General features: G+C 41.5%; 14 protein-coding genes. All 14 read left to right on the top strand.

The annotated features are described in order from the left end of the window. Nucleotides 1-98 precede the first annotated feature (98 nt). Nucleotides 99-623, top strand: a complete 525-nt coding sequence (locus GNIT_RS09015; RefSeq protein ID WP_014108878.1) for a gamma carbonic anhydrase family protein — start codon at nucleotides 99-101, stop codon at nucleotides 621-623. 632 nt (nucleotides 624-1,255) lie between these two features. Then, the gene (locus tag GNIT_RS09010) at nucleotides 1,256-2,485 is read left to right on the top strand and encodes a nucleoside recognition domain-containing protein (RefSeq protein ID WP_014108877.1); all 1,230 of its coding nucleotides are present in this window, start codon (nucleotides 1,256-1,258) and stop codon (nucleotides 2,483-2,485) included. A 257-nt stretch (nucleotides 2,486-2,742) separates the two neighbouring features. Next, nucleotides 2,743-3,219 (top strand): GAF domain-containing protein, encoded by a 477-nt coding sequence (locus GNIT_RS09005; protein ID WP_014108876.1) that lies wholly within the window; start codon nucleotides 2,743-2,745, stop codon nucleotides 3,217-3,219. Beyond that, nucleotides 3,219-3,506 carry a hypothetical protein gene (locus tag GNIT_RS09000; RefSeq protein WP_014108875.1) on the top strand — a complete coding sequence of 96 codons (288 nt, stop codon included), beginning with the start codon at nucleotides 3,219-3,221 and terminating at the stop codon, nucleotides 3,504-3,506. Before GNIT_RS09005 ends, GNIT_RS09000 begins: the two co-directional genes overlap by 1 nt. A 25-nt stretch (nucleotides 3,507-3,531) precedes the next feature. Next, the gene (gene proQ, locus GNIT_RS08995; protein ID WP_014108874.1) at nucleotides 3,532-4,176 is read left to right on the top strand and encodes an RNA chaperone ProQ; all 645 of its coding nucleotides are present in this window, start codon (nucleotides 3,532-3,534) and stop codon (nucleotides 4,174-4,176) included. Nucleotides 4,177-4,205: 29 nt separating this feature from the next. Beyond that, the gene (prc, locus tag GNIT_RS08990) at nucleotides 4,206-6,269 is read left to right on the top strand and encodes a carboxy terminal-processing peptidase (RefSeq protein WP_014108873.1); all 2,064 of its coding nucleotides are present in this window, start codon (nucleotides 4,206-4,208) and stop codon (nucleotides 6,267-6,269) included. 99 nt (nucleotides 6,270-6,368) lie between these two features. After that, nucleotides 6,369-7,712, top strand: coding sequence for a sodium-dependent transporter (locus GNIT_RS08985; protein WP_014108872.1), 1,344 nt, complete (start codon nucleotides 6,369-6,371; stop codon nucleotides 7,710-7,712). A 12-nt stretch (nucleotides 7,713-7,724) separates the two neighbouring features. Next, entirely contained in the window at nucleotides 7,725-9,239 is a 1,515-nt protein-coding gene (locus GNIT_RS08980) for a Na+/H+ antiporter NhaC family protein (RefSeq protein ID WP_014108871.1), read from the top strand. 2 nt (nucleotides 9,240-9,241) lie between these two features. Further along, nucleotides 9,242-11,857 carry an aminopeptidase N gene (pepN, locus tag GNIT_RS08975; protein ID WP_014108870.1) on the top strand — a complete coding sequence of 872 codons (2,616 nt, stop codon included), beginning with the start codon at nucleotides 9,242-9,244 and terminating at the stop codon, nucleotides 11,855-11,857. Between the two features lie 76 nt (nucleotides 11,858-11,933). Next, nucleotides 11,934-12,158, top strand: a complete 225-nt coding sequence (locus GNIT_RS18545; RefSeq protein WP_083822436.1) for a DUF2835 family protein — start codon at nucleotides 11,934-11,936, stop codon at nucleotides 12,156-12,158. 164 nt (nucleotides 12,159-12,322) lie between these two features. After that, nucleotides 12,323-14,404, top strand: coding sequence for a DUF1302 domain-containing protein (locus tag GNIT_RS08970; protein WP_014108868.1), 2,082 nt, complete (start codon nucleotides 12,323-12,325; stop codon nucleotides 14,402-14,404). 10 nt (nucleotides 14,405-14,414) lie between these two features. Beyond that, nucleotides 14,415-15,782 (top strand): DUF1329 domain-containing protein, encoded by a 1,368-nt coding sequence (locus tag GNIT_RS08965; protein ID WP_014108867.1) that lies wholly within the window; start codon nucleotides 14,415-14,417, stop codon nucleotides 15,780-15,782. Nucleotides 15,783-15,835: 53 nt separating this feature from the next. Continuing rightward, on the top strand, nucleotides 15,836-16,879 hold the full coding sequence (locus GNIT_RS08960) for a beta propeller repeat protein (RefSeq protein WP_014108866.1): 1,044 nt from the start codon (nucleotides 15,836-15,838) through the stop codon (nucleotides 16,877-16,879). Between the two features lie 5 nt (nucleotides 16,880-16,884). Then, entirely contained in the window at nucleotides 16,885-19,197 is a 2,313-nt protein-coding gene (locus tag GNIT_RS08955; RefSeq protein WP_014108865.1) for an efflux RND transporter permease subunit, read from the top strand.

Here is a 19,197-nt window from a genome sequence, read left to right as displayed (position 1 = left end):
CCTTAGACAGTAATGAGTTATCGCTCAAGCAAAGCATAAGAAAATGCACTACAGTAACGCTTTCGTGAAGCGCAAGGTTTTATAAATAAGGTAGAAAAATGATATATCAATTAGGTTCAGACAAAGTAACACTCGGACAAAATACCTATGTCGCACCGGGCGCTCACGTTATGGGGAAAGTCGTTTTACATGATAATGCAAGCGTTTGGTTTAACGCTGTTTTGCGTGGAGACTGCGACCTAATAGAGGTAGGTGAAGGTAGCAATGTTCAAGACGGTTCGATTTTGCATACTGACTACGGGTTCCCAATGCTCATCGGAAAAGGCGTGACAATAGGTCATAAAGTTATGCTGCATGGTTGTACTATTGGTGATTATTCTTTGATTGGAATAAATGCTGTGGTTCTGAACGGGGCTAAAATTGGTCATCACTGCGTTATCGGAGCACATGCATTGGTAACAGAAGGGATGGAAATCCCAGACTACTCAGTGGTCATGGGCTCGCCAGCAAAGGTGGTTAAAACGATTAAGCCTGAGCAGGCTGACATGCTAGAAAAATCAGCTGAGCATTATCAAAAGAATGCCGCGCGCTTTAAAAAAGAACTGAATGAGCAGTCGCTATAGTTAATTAGTCGCATTCACTGTTGAATTTAAGGTAACGTTTCTAGCGCTAGAAATAAAAAGGCCCGGAACAATCGTTCCAGGCTTAGGGGAATGGCTCATTGCTGAGCCGTGCGCTAACTTTTACTGCGGATATTGTGTTTAGGTCTAAACACGTAATTCATATCTTTAGTACAACGTCCATATTGGGGAGAAGCGTGCTACAAATTACAACGGACGAATATAATAGACTAAATTTGATTGAAATATAAACAGTTTTTTTCAATTAATTTACAAATTTTCAATAGATGAAAAATAACACAAAATAATTAAAATACCTAAAACTATTTAAAGTCAACGGCTTAGCTTGTTTTTTCTACACAGTTTATACGCAGGATATCTACAGCTTATCCACAGCTAGCAGCAAAGGTAGCCTTCATTTTTACGTTGCAAGGCTGAAAAACTTAATAGCAATGATGTAAAAATCACTGAGTTTGATTATGTATTGTGTTAATTTTACCGAAAACTACAGAAAAGCCTCCGTAGTCACACCGTATCTAATGATTGGTAGAACAATTCGCAGGCCGCAACAGTATCGATAAACAGAATAAATAACGTTTGCAAGTGTTAGAAAATAATAAAAATAAAGGGAAATAATGCTTCACAGAATTTGGTTGTTTTTTATTGTCAGTGCTTTCGTTGCTACCTGCTGGAAAGTTGCGGTGACTGGTGATCTAGGTGGTTTTGAGGAAGTGATGAATGCCGTTACCTCAATGGCGAAAACGAGCGTTGATATCGCTTTGGGTCTAATTGGTTTACTCGCATTTTGGTTAGGTATCTTCAAGGTAGCTGAAAATTCGGGGCTAATCGCTAAATTTTCAAAAATACTTGAGCCACTCTTGTGTCGGATTATGCCCGACATTCCTCGCGGGCATCCTGCACTCGGCAGTATCACAATGAACATGTCTGCGAACGTGCTGGGCTTGGATAACGCAGCCACGCCGTTTGGTATAAAAGCGATGCAAGATATGCAAACGTTATCGCCGGTAAAAGATACGCTTAGCAATTCTCAAATTTTATTCTTAGTTCTGAATACATCGTCGGTCACCTTGTTTCCAATTGCCGTTTTTCTTTATCGAGCAGAGCAGGGCGCAGCGCAGCCGACAGATGTCTTTATTCCAATTTTACTAGCAACGAGCGCTTCCACTTTGTTTGGTTTATTTGTTACGTGTGCCGTGCAAAAAGTGAATTTATTCAATCGTGTGGTTCTCACTTATTTGGTAGGTGTTTTTAGTTTACTTGCGGCGGTCATTTTATACTTTTCTAAATTGGCTGCAGACCAGTTAGCCGCGCAGTCTTCGTTGATCGCTAATTTCCTACTGCTGTTATTTATTGTTGTTGTATTAGTGCAGGGATGGAGAAAAAAGCAAAACACATATGAACAGTTTGTTGATGGAGCAAAGCAAGGTTTTGAAGTTGCGGTAACTATCATTCCTTTTTTGCTGGCTATGCTGTTTGCTATCGGTATGCTAAGAGCGAGTGGTTTACTTGATATTGTCATGAATGGCTTTTCTTATGTTGTTGGCAGCATTGGAATCGACACACGGTTTGTCGAAGCGATACCCAACGCATTGATGAAACCTCTGAGCGGCAGTGGTGCTAGAGCATTAATGATTGAGACAATGCAGCATCATGGAGCTGACTCGTTTGTCGGAAGGCTAGCGTCAGTTATGCAAGGCTCAACGGAAACAACATTTTATGTGTTAGCTGTTTATCTGGGCGCAGTTGGCATTAAACACAGTCGTTATGCTGTGGGTTGCTGCTTAGCGGCAGACTTTGCCGGTATTTTTGCTGCGATTTGTGTAAGTTACTGGTTCTTTGGTTAATCGCTAGTTCAGTGGGTGGCACAACTATTTTTGACTGGTCTAATTAGCGTTGCCTCTTTATTAACGCGGCTCGGTGTTATTTTTATACAATTTGTGGTCGTTTTATAACTAATCGCCTCCATATCGACACATGTAGAAACAATTAAACACGCTATCGTTATAGAAAAGTAGTGAAAGCGCTTCTATTGCCCTTTCACTGAGTGTTATTATGCGGATAGTTCAATTTTAACCCTATTATTAAGCGACGCTTCCAACAAATGAGCAACAAACAAAAGCAATATGAACTGATCAATGCGCAAGTACAGGCGCTTATATCTGGTGAGCCTGACATGATAGCCAATATGGCGAACATTGCAGCCGTACTTTTCAACAATTTAGAACGGGTTAACTGGGCTGGATTTTACCTATATAAGCAAGATCAACTGGTTTTGGGCCCATTTCAGGGGCAGCCAGCTTGTATACGAATTCCGATGGGCAAAGGCGTTTGTGGAACAGCGGCATCTCGCCGAGAAACCATGGTAGTAATGGATGTGCATGAATTTGCGGGACATATAGCTTGTGATGCTGCGTCTAATTCGGAAGTGGTTGTACCTATTGTTGTAAACGATCAACTTATTGGTGTTCTAGACATTGATAGTCCGATAACAGCGCGTTTTGATGATGATGATCGTGTGGGTTTAGAAACCCTGGTGAGTACTTTTGAGGCGTCATTAACTGCCGCTGAAGTATCATAATGAAGTGTTTAGTCGATATTCATGTATTATTAAGCACGCCGGATGATATGGAAGATGTGCATGATGACCCTTATGAAGCGTCTGAAAAGTTAAACACTATCCTGCATATGGTTTTCGATCACATAGACGAAGACGAAGAAGTTGAAAAAATTAACAGAATTATAGAGAAAACGTGGGAACATTGGCATCTTGAGAGCTATTTATTAGATATTGAGGTTGACGACTTGGTTGATTGGGTGGATCATCTACTCTCAACTTGGGATGATTCCGAATCCGAAGAATTGTAAACAACACAAACTACGAAGTAATTTAATGGACGAACAACAAAAATTAGCAAATAGCAAAGAAGTGTTAGCCTTTCTTGCTACCGAATTCCCTAAGTGCTTTTCGCTTCAATCTGACGCTAAACCACTTAAAATTGGCATTTTTCACGATTTGTCTGAACGCCTAAAAGACGACACTCGATTAAGTAAACGTCTGTTGAGAATGTCTTTAAGGCATTACACCAGTAGTTGGAAATATCTTGCATCGGTAAAAGAAGGTGTTCATCGCATTGATTTAGATGGTGTTGATGGAGACCAAGTTGAGAAAGAGCATGCTGATCATGCTGCAACTCAATTAAAAGAGAGTAAGGCGAAGGCTGCTGAAAAACGTCAAGAGCAGAAAAAGCAAACTCAAGACAAAAAAGGCTTTAAAGCTAGAGCAAAAATTCCTGGTAAAGGAGACTCAAAAGACAAAAAACCGGCAGAGCGTAAAGTAAAACAGGCAGCTCCCAAGGTAAAAGTTCGCGAGTTAGTGGACGATGATTTAAAAGTCGGCGTAGAAGTATCAGTAAAAGTAGGCAGTTCTCCAATGCCTGCAACAATCACTGAAGTTGCAAAAGACGGTATTCAAGTGCAACTAAATTCAGGCATGACAGTCAAAGTACAACGCGCACAGTTGCGCCTAACGCTTTAACGTCAAGCCAAAACAGAAAGGTAGGTAATATGCAGTTAAATTTGGGTAAGTCTTTTAAAAAGCAACTGATATGGATTTCTGTCGCAAGTGCTTTAGTTGTTGGTGTCAGCATCGCTGGCCCATCCACAGAAACCGCTGATTCCATTCCTGAGCTTTCGCAAGAATCCCAACACAGCAAATCTGCAAAACGTATTACCGACCACTTCACACGCTCGCACTACAAAAAAATCAAAATAGATGACGAACTTTCTGAAAAAGTATTTGAAAGATATTTACGTTCACTAGACGTGAACAAAAACTTCTTCTTAGCGTCGGATATTACTGGGTTTGAAAAGTCTAAAGATTCTTTCGATGACGCGATTCGACAAGGTCAATTGGACATTGCATACGATATTTACATGGTTAATTTGAAGCGCAGAGCCGAGCGCTTTAATTATGCCCTTACGTTGCTTGATAAGCCGTTTGATTACGAAGTAGAAAATGACAAATATTTCTATGACAGAGAAAAAGCTGTCTGGGCCGCGACAAGCGCTGAATTGAATGAAGTGTGGCGCCAACGCGTAAAATACGACGCATTGAATTTAAAAATGGCTGATAAAACGTGGGAAGAGACGCAGGACATTCTTACAAAACGCTATAAACGTGCGATTAAAAGGCTGAGTCAAACTAACAGCGAAGACGTATTTCAAACGGTAATGAATTCATTTGCTCGCAGTATTGAAGCGCACACAAGTTACCTTTCTCCTCGGAATACTGAGCGCTTCCAAATGGAAATGAACCTTTCCCTAGAAGGGATTGGTGCAGTATTGCGCAGTGAAGACGATCATACGGTTATTGTTAGTCTTGTGGCTGGCGGGCCTGCTGATAAGTCCGCTAAAATAAAACCTGAAGATAAAATTATTGCAGTTGCGCAAGAAGGTGAAGAGTTTGTCGACATCGTTGGCTGGCGTTTAGATGAGGTTGTTGAACTCATTAAAGGACCAAAAGGCAGTGTAGTGAAGCTTCAAGTATTAAAGGGCAGCAGCGAAAGTAAGAAAATTGCTGAGATCCAAATTACGCGCGATAAAGTGAAGTTAGAAGACAGAGCTGCAAAATCTGAAGTTTACATTCCTGATTCTGGGCCGCACAAAGGTCAGAAATTGGGCGTGATTAATATTCCAAGTTTTTATCATAACCTGCATGTAGACGTTAAAAAAGAATTAGATAAATTGAAAGACGAGAATGTTGAAGGCGTTATCGTTGATTTGCGCGGTAATGGTGGAGGTTCTCTTCCTGAGTCAGTTTTATTAAGTGGATTGTTTATTGATAAGGGTCCCGTTGTGCAGGTTCGTTATGAAAACGGACGCATTAGTGTTGACCGCGATACAGATGGACTCGTTTATTACGGTGGTCCATTAACCGTGATGGTTGACCGCTACAGTGCTTCTGCAAGTGAGATATTTGCTGCTGCAATGCAAGATTATAATCGTGCGGTTATTATTGGTGAGCAAACGTTTGGTAAAGGAACGGTTCAGCAACACAGAGGTTTAAGCCGTATTTATGACTTAGACAAAACGCTAGGAGCTGTTCAATTTACAATCGCTAAGTTCTACCGCATTAGTGGCGGCAGCACGCAGCACAAAGGTGTATTGCCTGATATTCTGTACCCGTCACCAGTAGATCCGGCTGAGTGGGGCGAAAGTAAAGAAGAAAATGCGCTACCATACGATAGCATTCAGAAAGCTAATTACTCCCAATTAGGTCGTTACGATGGTGTTATCGATGTACTTGCTGCCAAGCATGCTGCTCGTGTGATTAAAGACCCAGAATTTGCATATATCTTCACTGATATTGAAGAATATAACAAAAATAAAGATAAAAATTATATCAGTCTGGTTGAGTCAGAAAGGCTTGAGACTAAAAAAGAAACTGAAGAGAAACAACTCGTTAGAATTAATGAGCGGCTTGAACGGATGGGGCTTGAAAAAGTGACTTCCTTAGAGGACGAATTACCTGAAGCGCTTGAAAAGATAGACCCGTTTCTATCTGAGGCAGCCAATATCACATTTGATATGGTAAGTTCAGGAAGTTATGCATTAAACCTAAAAGACTAGACTTGAAATACATATAGATAGAATAAAAGGCAGCGCCATAGCTGCCTTTATTCGCTTTAAAAAGTACCACTAATAAAAATAAATATAATGGGGTAATTTATGAGTGCACGCGGTGAGTTTTCTTCGCGAATTGGATTCGTGTTGGCTGCGGCAGGTTCTGCTGTCGGATTAGGCAATATTTGGGGTTTTCCCACAAAGGTTGCCGAAAACGGTGGCGCCGCCTTTGTGTTGATGTATTTGGTGATGGCATTTTTATTGGCTTACCCTGTACTAATGGCAGAACTCATTATCGGTCGTGCAAAGCGCGCTAATATGATTGATGCGCTTGGCTCTCTCTCCTCAAATTCTAAAATTAGAGTTGCTGGTATTTTTACTGGCTCTATCGGTCTGTTGACCGTCGTCTTCATTCTTGCTTTTTACAGTATTGTCGCCGGTTGGATGATTGCGTTTTTCGTTGACGCGGCGAGTAATATGCTTGGTTTTAGCATTCCATGGCTCACGGAATTTTCAATTTCAAGAAATGCGACATTTATGGCGTTATTTCTCTTTTTGACTGGCTTCGTTGTCAGCGGTGGCGTGAGTAATGGCATAGAGCGTTGGTCAGTCAGACTAATGCCAACTCTGTTTACTATTATCGTTATCCTTATTGTTTACGTCAGTTTTCAGGACGGTGCTATTGAAGGTTGGAAGGCCTATTTAGTTCCAGATTTTAGTCGTTTATTAGACGCTGGTTTACTGATTGATGCGATGGGACAAGCTTTCTTTTCTATGTCCCTTGGTGTTGGAACGATGCTGGTTTACGGTTCCTATATTCAAGCAAATGAAAATCTACCCAAGTTAGGGGCTTCCGTCGCTTTAGTTGATATTGGTGTTGCTGTCTTTGCTGGGATGCTAATCATTCCCGCAATGTACGTAGCGGCCAATAATGGTGTGCAAATATTCACTGAAACCGGCGCTCTTATTCAGGGTGACAGCCTAATATTTAATGTGTTACCTGCGCTATTTGCGACGATTGACGTGGTTGGATGGGTTGTAGCAACTGCATTTTTCGCGCTTATGGTGATTGCTGCCTTAACGTCTTCAATTTCAATGTTGGAAGTGCCTGTCGCTTATTTAGTAGACCACCAGGGAGTAGAACGAAAGAAAGCTTCCACAATACTCAGCGTAGTTGTGTTGGTCATTTCCAGCGTAATTATTCTTAACTTTGATGCTTTATTTGGTTTGGTTATTTCGATAACGACACAGTACAGTCAGCCCTTACTTGGTTTTGTCTTATGTTTGTTTGCCGGGTGGGTTTGGAATAGAAACGAGATATTAACTGAACTTAAACAAGGGCAGGTTGGAGTTGAGCAGGGTTTGTTCTGGAGAATTTGGCCTTGGTACATAAAATTTGTATGCCCAATAGTTATTGCATTCATGTTTTACCGTTCACTGACCGCATAGGGAAATCAAATAATGACTGAACCACGCATCAAAGAGCCGACCCTAACAGACGCGCTAATTCCGATTATACTTTTGGTTTTTTTCATGGGTAGTGCGGTTTTTTTGTATGGTGAAGATTCATCATATGGACCAAATCAGATAGCTCTATTGCTTGCTATGGGCGTCGCGGCAATTATAGGGATAAAAAACGGGCACCGCTGGAGATCAATCGAAGAAGGTTTAGTGAAGGGGATTTCGATGTCCTTGGGAGCCTGCATGATATTGTTTGTGGTTGGTTCTCTTATCGGCACGTGGATGCTGGCAGGTACTGTCCCAACTCTCATCTATTATGGCTTGAGTTTACTTAACCCTACGTTTTTCTATGCCGCTGCTTCAATAATTTGTGCTGTGGTCGCAATGAGTATCGGTAGTTCGTGGACAACGGCAGCAACCGTAGGGGTTGCGTTGATTGGCGTTGCAACCGGAATGGAAATGTCGCTTGCTATAACAGCCGGTGCCGTCGTATCCGGCGCTTATTTCGGCGATAAGCTGTCGCCTTTATCCGAAACAACTAATTTAGCTCCAGCAATTGCGGGCACAGATTTGTTCGAACACATTAAATATATGCTGTGGACAACGATACCAAGCTTCGGAATTACCTTAGTTCTTTTCATTATTATCGGTTTAACCGAAGATACAAGCCAAGTGAGTGACAGCATTGAAAAAATGCAGCAAACATTAGCGAGTCAGTTTGAGCTTGGTATCCATCTGTTGATCCCGCTTGTGGTTTTATTGACCTTAGCCATTAAAAAAATGCCGGCTTTCCCTGCAATTGCTATTGGCGCGTTATTAGGCGTCATTTGGGCTTTATTATTTCAGGATAACTTGGTTTCCTCATTTGCTGACAAGCTCACAGTTACGGCACCAGATGCTATTCACTGGCTTTTTAAAGAAATTCCAGAGTGGGTTAAGCATATTATGGTGACTTGGAGCGCATTATTCGACGGTGTCAGTTTTGATACTGGCGATGAAAGTTTAGATAAGCTGCTTAGCCGCGGTGGCATGTCCAGCATGCTTAATACGGTTTGGTTAATTATCTGTGCGATGAGTTTCGGTGCCGTTTTAGAAAAAGTAGGTTTATTAAAAGCGGTTGTTGCCACTTTCTTAAAAGGTGCAACGAGTGCGGGCGACATGATTAGCAGAACAATCTTAACGTGTATCGGTACAAACATTATTACTGCGGATCAATATATCAGTATCGTGATGCCGGGTCGTATGTATAAAGAAGAGTTTGAAAAGCGCGGTTTAGACCAACTTAATCTTTCTAGAAGCTTGGAGGATGGGGGAACATTAACCTCACCACTTATCCCTTGGAACACCTGCGGCGCATACATGTCGGGTGTATTGGGCGTCTCTGTTTATGATTATTTTGTGTATGCTTTCTTTAACCTTATTAACCCTATTCTTGCCGTAATTTATGCTTATTTAGGCATTAAAATTTTACGCTTAACACCTCCAAAAGTGAAGGTGGTAGACCAAGGAGTCTAAATTTGTCTCAAGCAATAGCTAAAAAGCGCTTAGATTATCAAGCGCCCAATTACCTCATCAATGAAGTTGATCTTGTTATTGAACTGGATCCAACCGATACAATTATTACCTCAACGCTGAAATGTGAAACTTCGCCACATGCTATATCAAGCAATGCTGGCGTAGCTTCCGAGCAAGATCTAATTCTGGATGGTGAAGACCTTAAATTAATCAGCGTTTTTTTAAACGGTTCGGCGTTCACCAACTATAGAATAGAAGAGGGGAAACTCGTTATCCCGCAGGCTGAGCTTGCGCAGTTAACAGACTTCACTTTGCAGATAAAAAATAGCGTTGACCCAATCAATAACGGAAGTTTGGAAGGACTCTATCTATCTAATGAGGCATACTGCACACAATGTGAGGCCGAGGGTTTCCGCAAGATCACCTATTTCTTAGATCGTCCCGATGTGTTGTCTGTTTATACCGTCACCATCATTGCTGAAAAAGCGGCGTTTCCGCACGTATTGTCGAATGGTAATCTAGTAGAAGAACGTGACCTTGCTGACGGTAAAAAGTTAGTTAAATGGCATGACCCCTTCAAAAAGCCCTGTTATTTGTTCGCGTTAGTTGCCGGTAATTTCGACAAGCTAAGTGATTCATTTACAACAATGTCCGGTCGTCAGATACAGTTAGAATTATTTGTTGATAAGGGTAAAGCGTCACAAGGTCATCACGCTCTGGCATCGCTAAAAAAAGCGATGAAGTGGGACGAGGATGTGTTTGGTTTAGAATATGATTTAGACATCTATATGGTTGTCGCCGTCGACTTCTTTAATATGGGAGCAATGGAAAATAAAGGGCTAAACGTTTTCAACAGTAAATTCGTCTTAGCAGATTCCAACACTGCCACAGATGACGACTTCTTTAATATTGAATCGATTATTGGCCATGAATATTTCCATAATTGGACTGGCAACAGAGTGACGTGCCGAGATTGGTTCCAATTAAGTTTGAAGGAAGGTTTAACTGTATTTAGGGACCAGCAGTTTTCTGCAGACATGTTCAGTTATCTCGCCACTCGCATAAGCCAAGTAAAGGTCATGCGCGAACATCAGTTTGCTGAAGATGCTGGACCGATGAGTCATCCCATCAGACCAGATGAAGTTATTGAGATGAATAACTTCTATACCGTCACTGTCTACGATAAGGGCGCTGAAGTCATAAGGATGCTCCACACATTGCTAACTGCTGATGGTTTCCGACGTGGTATGGATTTGTATTTTGAAAGACATGATGGACAAGCGGTAACGTGCGATGATTTTGTGAATGCGATGCAAGATGCTAATGAAGTCAACCTTGATCATTTTAAATTATGGTACTCACAGTCAGGTACGCCAAGAGTGAAGGTTGAAAGTGGATTAGAGAGCGGCAGTAAAGAGCTAAACTTCACTCAACGCACAAACCCTACTGCCGATCAGGCAGATAAGCGAGCTCTATACCTACCGATTAAGGTGGAATGTTTAGAACGTAGCGGTCGTAAAATCGATTTAAACCTGAATAACGATACCTTTGTTTTAGATAAAGCAAATGCTAGCGTAACGGTTCCTAGCGAGGATTTTGTTCCGGTATTACTAAGCGATTTTTCTGCACCTGTGATACTCGATTATCCTTATTCCTTAGAAGATTATTTGCTTATCATGACATTTTCATCTAGCGATTATTCTAAATGGGATGCAAGCCAAGCACTATATTCAAGCCTCATATCTGAGCTTTATCACAATGAAAGCGTTGAATTATCAACATCTGTTTGGGGAAAGCTAGAAGCTGCATTGAGGCAAGCTTGCAATAACTACGAACTGTTAAATGAGATGCTAACAATACCTAGTGTAGAATCCTTAACTCAAGGTTTTGAGTTTTCAGAGCCGCTTAAGTTGTCAGCTGCGCGGTCTGCTTTTCTTGTACAAATGCAGGAAAATCTACAAGACTTTTTACTTGAAATTATGGCTAATACAGCGCAAAAAAGTTATGAATATACTAAGGTTCAAGTTAACGAACGACGAGTACTTAGTGCTGTTTTGCAGTTGCTAAGTTATTCAAAAACACCGGAAATGGCTGCGCAATTAGAGAAGCGTTTTAATAGTGCGGATAACATGACGGACAAGCTAACTATGTTGAAGGCTTCCCAAATATGTTCGGTTGAGCTATTTGAAAAGCTAATGCTGTCTTTTGAAAGCGAATACCTCGAGAACGCGGTAGTGATGGACAAATGGTTTGCTTTGCATGCAACCACTAAAAGCAATGACATCTTGTCTAAACTAACGTTGCTTGCAAGTCATCGACAGTTCAACCTTAGAAATCCAAACAAGGTGCGGTCTTTAGTCGGCAGCTTTGCATTTTATAACACAGACGGTTTTCATGCTATTGATGGTAGTGGTTATCAATTTTTAACTGACTATTTGCTTGAACTTGACCCAATAAACCCACAAATTGCTGCGAGGTTAGTGACGCCACTTATTCAATATAAGAAGTTTGCGAAAAGCCATCAAGAGATGATGGTAATGCAGTTAAAACGCCTGCTTAACCGGGCTAACTTGAGCAAAGATTTATACGAAAAAGTTAGTAAGAGTCTGACGAGTTAAAAGCTAGGCTATCTTTATAGCCGGGTTCTTGAGAAGAGTCTTCTATTTAGAGTGTTGTTAGAGTGAAGTAAACGCTATGAAACGCTACCTTTTTATAATCAGTCTGTCCTATGCAGAATGTGAGAACCTTTACCTAACAACAGTGAAAACCGTTGTTGTAACCGCAACGACTGGAGAAAGGGTGCAAATTCCATCAATTAGACTGCGGCCTTTTGTTGAACCTTCGGGAATTAAAGGCAAGTTTTGTTTGACGGTGAATGGCGAAAATAAAATACAGTCATTTGAAAGGGTGACTGGTTGAAAATAGAGCATAACAAGCTATTTTATGTGGTTTTTTTGCATAAATTGTTAACTGGTACGATTTGTTCTTGCGATTGATGTAAAATGATGTAATCATTTTGTTAATAGTTTAGAAGTTACTAGAAAAGTATCGCATCAGGCGATAGTTCGGGAGAATGTAGGAACATGACAAATAAGCCTCGCGCATTTAAAAAGTCTTCAATCGCAGCAAGTGTTGCTGTGCTTTTAGCCGCAACGTCTCAAGGCGCTAATGCAGCTGATTGGAATTTTGGTGATTTATCAATAACGTTCGATTCAAATTTCACACTTGCTACCAGCATAAGAACAGAAGAACGTGATTTCAGCCTTATCGGAAATAGCAACCAACCGGGCCTTGATTGGACCGGTTATAACGCAGCGACAAACGTAATTTACCCCTCAGCTGACGTCTGGGCATTAAACGACGGCGCATACTCGACCAACGGTGATCTTGGCAACTTGTCTTACGACAAAGGTGATGCATTTTCAACACAGTTCATCGGTTTGCACGAATTAGAAGCTGTTTACGGTGACTTCGGGTTTTTCGCTCGTGGTTTCTACTTTTACGATTTTGAGAACTCTGATAACGATCGTGCTTACAGAAATCCTATAACAGGTAACGTTGCTGATCCTTGTAGGGACGACAAGGCGTCTGAAGAACTATGTAAAGACTTCAGACTTTTAGATGCATTCGTATATGCTGACTTTTGGGTAGGTGAGATGCCTATCTCTTTGCGTCTTGGCGACCAAGTAGTTAGCTGGGGTGAGAGCACCTTTATCCAGCATGGTATTAACACAACGAACCCTGTTGACGTTTCCAGAGCACAAGCACCGGGCGCAGAATTAAAAGAAGTATTCATTCCGGTTGGGATGTTGTTCGGTTCAATTGGCCTAACTGACACGCTTAGTTTGTCAGGATATTATCAGTACGAGTGGGAGCGTTCGCGTTTACCTGTATCAGGCAGTTATTTAGCTGGAAATGACTTCGCAGGTGAGGGCGGTTCATTCAACAATATTCAACTTGGTTTTTCGGGTAATCCTGATATCGATGCTGACACCCTGTTAACACAGTTAAATGAATTAGGTTCGGCATTGAAAATGGGCGCAAGTCCTGCAGCAATTGGACAAGCTTATCTTGCTTACCCAACTAAAGTTGCGGTGCGTGAACAAAGTGACGCTGCGCATAACGATGCTGATGATCAGGGGCAGTTTGGTTTAAAATTAACGTGGTTCGCCGCTGAATTGAATGAAACAGAATTCAGTTTGTATCACATTAATTATCATAGCCAACGTCCATTAGTTGCTGGTGTTACCTCTGACTTTAGTCCGGAGGCCATAGCCGCTGATTTGGCGTTACTTGCGTCACCCGGCGGTATCACAAGAGATAATCTTGCCGATTTACGTGCTTTTACTAAATCTCGTTTTGATTATCCTGAAGACATCAAGTTATACGGTTTCAGCTTCAACACGACAGTGGGTGAAACAGCAATTGCTGCTGAAATTGCTTACAGAGAAGATGAACCTTTACAAATTGACGATGTCGAATTGTTGTATACAGGGATGCCTGAGCAACTTGCAAATGCAGGCTTGAGACCAGATCTTGGTGGTATCTCTCAGTTAAATAACATTGGTAGAAACGTAGGCCCAGGTGAAACTGCATTGGGCTACTTACTGTCAGATACTTGGCAAGCGCAAATGACGGCTTCTCATGTATTTGGTCCAAAATTTGGTACCGATAACTTCATTGTATTGGGTGAAGCTGGCTATGTGAAGATTATGGATTTTCCAGATCCTAGCGTGATTAGACTTAACTCTCCAGGGACGGCAAGAACACCATCCTTAGAGCCGGTATTAGATGCGCAAGGCAATGTTATAAGTGATAGAGCGGGCTTGCATACGGGTGTTTCCAATGGTCCAGAAACCAATCCATTCGCTACTTCAGGCGCATGGGGATATCGCTTACTAGCAGTAGCTGATTACAATAATATTTTCGCAGGCTTCAATTTACGTGCAAGAGCAACTTTTTCTCATGACGTAAACGGTACAACGCCTGATCCATTATTCTTATTCTTGGAAGATAGAAAGTCAGCAAACGTGGCATTTACGTTTGATTATTTAAGTAAGTGGTCGGTGACTGCTTCTTATAGTTCTTTTTGGGGCGGTTTAGGAACAACAAACGCGCTCGCAGACAGAGACTTCGTATCTTTCAATATTAAATACGCAATTTAAGGACGTAGTAATGATTAAAAAACTAGGTTTAATTACGGTAGGGCTTGCGATAGCTTTATCGAGTCAATCAGTGTTATCTAAAGTAACTCAAGCCGAAGCGGATAAATTAGGCAATGAGCTTACTCCCTTAGGTGCGGAAAAAGCGGGTAACGCGGATGGTTCAATCCCAGCTTGGACGGGCGGTATTACTGAATTGCCAGCCGGATATACGCCAGGCAGCTTTCATATAGACCCATTTGCTGACGATAAAATTTTGTTTACTATTACAGCTAAAAACTACAAAGAGTACGCAGAGTTTTTAACTGACGGTCAGAAAAAATTATTCGAAACATATCCTGACACATACAAAATGCCGGTATATCAAACTCGACGTTCAGCAAGTAATCCTCAGCGTGTTTATGATGCGACTAAGGCTAACGCAACTAGAGCTGAATTACTGGACGGCGGGAATGGTTTAAAAGGAGCTGCTGTTGGCGTTCCTTTTCCAATTCCAACAAATGGTTTAGAAGCAATATGGAACCATACTTTACGCTATCGTGGTGAAGCCGTTCAGCGAAATGGTGGACAAGCGGCAGTAACGGCAAGCGGTGATTTTAACGTTATCGGTTTTGACGAGCAGCTAATGATAAAATACTCTGAGATGGGCGCAACACCAGAGTCGTTAAGCGAAGAAAATATTTTATTTAAGTTTAAGCAGAGCGTAACGAGTCCTGCAAGACTTGCCGGTACGGCACTATTGGTGCACGAAACAGTCGATCAAGTTAAAGAACCTCGTCAGGCATGGACCTACAACACAGGTCAACGCCGAGTGCGTCGTGCGCCTAACATCGCTTACGATGCACCAGGCACAGCAGCAGATGGTTTGAGAACAACGGATGATTTCGATATGTATAACGGTTCACCTAATCGTTATGACTGGGAATTAAAAGGTAAAAAAGAACTTTACGTTGCCTATAATAACTATGCTTTGCACAGTGATAATGCTTCTTATGCTGATATTTTAAAACCAAATCACGTAAATCCTGATTTGACTCGTTTTGAAAAACATCGCGTATGGGTTGTTGAAGCGACGCTAAAAGAAGAGTTTCGTCACGTCTATCAAAAGCGTACTTTCTATATAGACGAGGATAGCTGGCAAATCCAAGTTGCAGATATGTATGATAACCGTGGTGAATTATATCGTGTCGGCATCGCGCATGGTGTAAACTATTACGAAGTTCCGACTCAATGGTCTACACTTGACGTATATCATGATTTAAACTCTCGTCGTTATTTGGCGATTGGTTTGGATAACGAAGAGCAAATGTATGACTTTAGTATCAAACCAGACGACCGAGAATTCACGCCGCAAGCACTAAGGCGAGAAGGCAAGAGATAAAACAGAACAGACGGTTGGCTTAGCCAGCCGTTTTTTTTAACCACGGTGAATAAATGACTTCAAATTTTAAAACTTTCTCTTTAGCGGGGCTTGTTGCTTTTAGTGCAATGCTTTCCGCAAATTCTTCATATCAGGCTCCACTTGTTAAAGAATCACTTTTACTTGATATTGCTGTTGGCGATAGCATTGTGATCGTGGGTGAACGAGGACATATCTTAACTGGGACAACGCAACAAGACTTAGTTCAAGTATCCGTGCCCACACGAACTACATTAACGGCAGTTGCTCTCTCTGGCGTTAATGCTTGGGCTGTTGGCCATGACGCTAGCATTTTGCATTCGTCAGATGCTGGTCAAAACTGGCAAACACAACTTAGTATGCCTGAATTAGACCGCCCATTTCTCGATGTATTTTTTATGGATGAAAATAACGGTGTTGCTGTGGGTGCCTATGGTTTGTTTTATAGAACAATTGATGGCGGTGTTACGTGGATAAAAGAACTGCATGCGTCAGTCCTCCCACAAGACGACATAGACTACTTAGAGAGCATAAAAGACGATCCTGCTTTTTACGAAGAAGAGTTGTCTTTTATTTTACCGCACTTTAATCGGCTTAGTTATACTGATGGTAGGCTCTACATGGCTGGTGAGGCGGGAATGCTTGCAGTAAGTGAAGACTTTGGGCGCTCTTGGAGACGCTTCGACTTAGACTACAGAGGCTCATTTTTCGATATACAAGAAACCGAAAACGGCCAGCTTTTTGCTGTTGGTTTACGAGGCAATATTTTCCTAGCCGATAACGACTCCGATGATTGGAACAGGTTGCAAACTTGCGTAACGACATCATTGAATTCGATTGTTCATGGCAAAAATAACAATATATACATTACGGGTAATAACGGTGTTTTGCTGTCACTCGACCAAACAAGCGTTGGCGTTAATCAATATTATCCGGCGAATGATGAAGGCTGTGCTATGCACATTTCAATCAAAAAATTAAAAAATGATTTGAGCGATTCCATATTAAATGGTTTGGTTATCAACGACGCCATTCTTGCTGTAACAGCATCAGGCATTAAGCAAATTGAGTTAAAATAATTAATATGACAAATTTTATCAACGTAATAGAAAAAGCTGTATTTCGTCATAGAGTGGCAGTTATTGCTTTTTTCTCCTTAGTGACTTTATTCCTTCTTTATAATGCCTCGCAGTTAAAATTAGATGCGGGTTTTGAAAAAAACATTCCTCTTAATCACGAGTATATGCAAACCTACATGAAACACCGACAGGATTTCGGCGGTGCCAATAATGTCCTCGTTTCAGTATGTGATAAGAATGGTGATATTTTTAACCAGAATTTTTTTGATACGTTTAAAAATGTTCACGACCAAGTGTTTTTCATTAATGGTGTTGATCGCTCATTAGTCACATCTTTGTTCTCGCCAGCAACTCGATTTACTGAGATCGTCGAAGGCGGCTTCTCCGGTGGCCCAGTTATTCCTGCAGATTTCGATTCGTCAAATCCTGCGGCACTGGAACTTGTGCGCAAAAATATTGATAAAGCAGGGATCCTAGGCAGACAAGTGTCTAATGATTTCCAATGCGCCATGGTGACGGCACAGTTACTCGATATTGATCCAGAAACTGGATTACCTCTCGATACTCTGGCCATTGCTGCCGATTTAGAAACACAACTTCGCGGTCTTTACGAAAATGAAGCCACGTCTGTGCATATCATCGGCTTTGCAAAAATGATCGGCGATGTCGCTCAAGGTGCAAAAGACGTTCTCATGTTTTTTGCCATAGCGATAGCCATCACAGCCATCATGGTTTTCTTCTTTTCAAAATCCTTAATGCTAACTTTCTTGCCATTATTCTGCTCAATTGTTGCAGTCGTCTGGCAGCTAGGGCTACTGACCTTGTTTGGCTTCGGCCTTGATCCAATGTCCATACTCGTTCCTTTCTTAGTCTTTGCTATTGGTGTGAGTCATGGGGTTCAAATGATTAACGCGGTAGGAAAAAGGGCATCAGCGGGCATGGACGTTAAGGTTGCATCGCAACTGGCGTTTAGAACACTCCTTATTCCAGGCGGTATTGCGTTACTTTCTGATACCGTTGGATTTATGACTTTGCTAGTTATTGATATAGGTATCATTAGAGAGCTAGCGATTACGGCAAGTATGGGTGTTGCCGTTATTATCTTGACCAATCTATTGCTGCTACCTGTATTGATGTCGTATGTAAAAGTATCAGATAAATACAAAGCAAAAATTGCTGAGTCGAGTAAAAAGAATGAGCATAGTTGGGACCTTGTTGCAAAATGTGCAAGTCCTAAAGTTGCGATTGTTATCGTAGCAGTAACCGCTGTGCTATTCGTGCTCGGATTCATGCAGTCACAAAATATGAAGATTGGTGATCTGCACGCAGGTGCGCCAGCGCTGCACGAAAACTCTCGTTATAACCAAGATACGTTTTTAATCACCGATAAGTATGAAATCACGGTAGATTACATATCCGTTATTGTCGAAACAAAAGTAGATGCCTGTACTGAGTTTGAATACATGACGGCGATGGATGATTTTCAATGGCGGATGGAAAATGTAGACGGAGTGCAGTCGGCAATTTCATTGGCCTCAGTTGCGAAACGTGTTAATGCGGGCTACAACGAAGGTAATCCTAAATGGGAAGTTTTGCCAAGAAATCAGGCAACCATTGTGCAGGCAATATCTCGTGTTCCTACGTCAACAGGTCTGTTGAACAGAAACTGTTCTGTTATGCCAATAATTTTATTTATGGAAGATCATAAAGCTGAAACGATTGAAACGGTTGTTGCAGCGGTAAAGGAAATTAGCCAAGAATTTTCGAAAGATGACCTACAGTTCAAGCTTGCATCAGGTCCTGTCGGCGTAATGGCTGCAACTAACGAAGCGGTTAAAGAATCACAGGATCCGATGTTGTACTACGTTTTTGGTGCCGTGATTGTGCTGTGTCTTATAAGCTTCAGGTCAATACGAGCGACCTTAGCGGTTGTAATACCCTTATACGTTGTTTCCGTGTTAGCGCAGGCACTAATGACATATTTAGAAATTGGCTTAACAGTTTCAACTTTACCTGTGATTGCACTTGGCGTCGGTATTGGGGTGGATTACGGTATTTACATCCTCTCAACCATGAACATAAAATTGCGAGAGGGTCTGTCGGTTGAAGAGTCTTATCTTGAAGCTTTAAAAGAACGCGGCAGTGCTGTTCTATTCACAGGAATTACCTTAGCAATTGGTGTAAGTACTTGGGTATTCTCGACACTCAAGTTCCAAATGGACATGGGGATATTGCTAACATTTATGTTTATTGTGAATATGTTAGGTGCAATTATTGTACTTCCGGCCATTGCTAGACTATTGTGGTTCAAACGGTAG

The sequence above is a fragment of the Glaciecola nitratireducens FR1064 genome, assembly GCF_000226565.1.
Classification (GTDB): Bacteria; Pseudomonadota; Gammaproteobacteria; order Enterobacterales; family Alteromonadaceae; genus Glaciecola; species Glaciecola nitratireducens.
The sequence above is the reverse complement of the archived record's forward strand: the minus strand, read 5'-3'. Positions and strand labels throughout refer to the sequence as shown.

Coding starts and splice junctions, on each gene's coding strand:
- GNIT_RS08980 (WP_014108871.1), top strand. CDS start 7,725: ATGACTGAACCACGCATCAAAGAGCCGACCCTAACAGACGCGCTAATT.
- GNIT_RS09010 (WP_014108877.1), top strand. CDS start 1,256: ATGCTTCACAGAATTTGGTTGTTTTTTATTGTCAGTGCTTTCGTTGCT.
- prc (WP_014108873.1), top strand. CDS start 4,206: ATGCAGTTAAATTTGGGTAAGTCTTTTAAAAAGCAACTGATATGGATT.
- GNIT_RS18545 (WP_083822436.1), top strand. CDS start 11,934: ATGAAACGCTACCTTTTTATAATCAGTCTGTCCTATGCAGAATGTGAG.
- GNIT_RS09005 (WP_014108876.1), top strand. CDS start 2,743: ATGAGCAACAAACAAAAGCAATATGAACTGATCAATGCGCAAGTACAG.
- GNIT_RS08985 (WP_014108872.1), top strand. CDS start 6,369: ATGAGTGCACGCGGTGAGTTTTCTTCGCGAATTGGATTCGTGTTGGCT.
- GNIT_RS09000 (WP_014108875.1), top strand. CDS start 3,219: ATGAAGTGTTTAGTCGATATTCATGTATTATTAAGCACGCCGGATGAT.
- proQ (WP_014108874.1), top strand. CDS start 3,532: ATGGACGAACAACAAAAATTAGCAAATAGCAAAGAAGTGTTAGCCTTT.
- GNIT_RS09015 (WP_014108878.1), top strand. CDS start 99: ATGATATATCAATTAGGTTCAGACAAAGTAACACTCGGACAAAATACC.
- GNIT_RS08965 (WP_014108867.1), top strand. CDS start 14,415: ATGATTAAAAAACTAGGTTTAATTACGGTAGGGCTTGCGATAGCTTTA.
- GNIT_RS08960 (WP_014108866.1), top strand. CDS start 15,836: ATGACTTCAAATTTTAAAACTTTCTCTTTAGCGGGGCTTGTTGCTTTT.
- GNIT_RS08955 (WP_014108865.1), top strand. CDS start 16,885: ATGACAAATTTTATCAACGTAATAGAAAAAGCTGTATTTCGTCATAGA.
- GNIT_RS08970 (WP_014108868.1), top strand. CDS start 12,323: ATGACAAATAAGCCTCGCGCATTTAAAAAGTCTTCAATCGCAGCAAGT.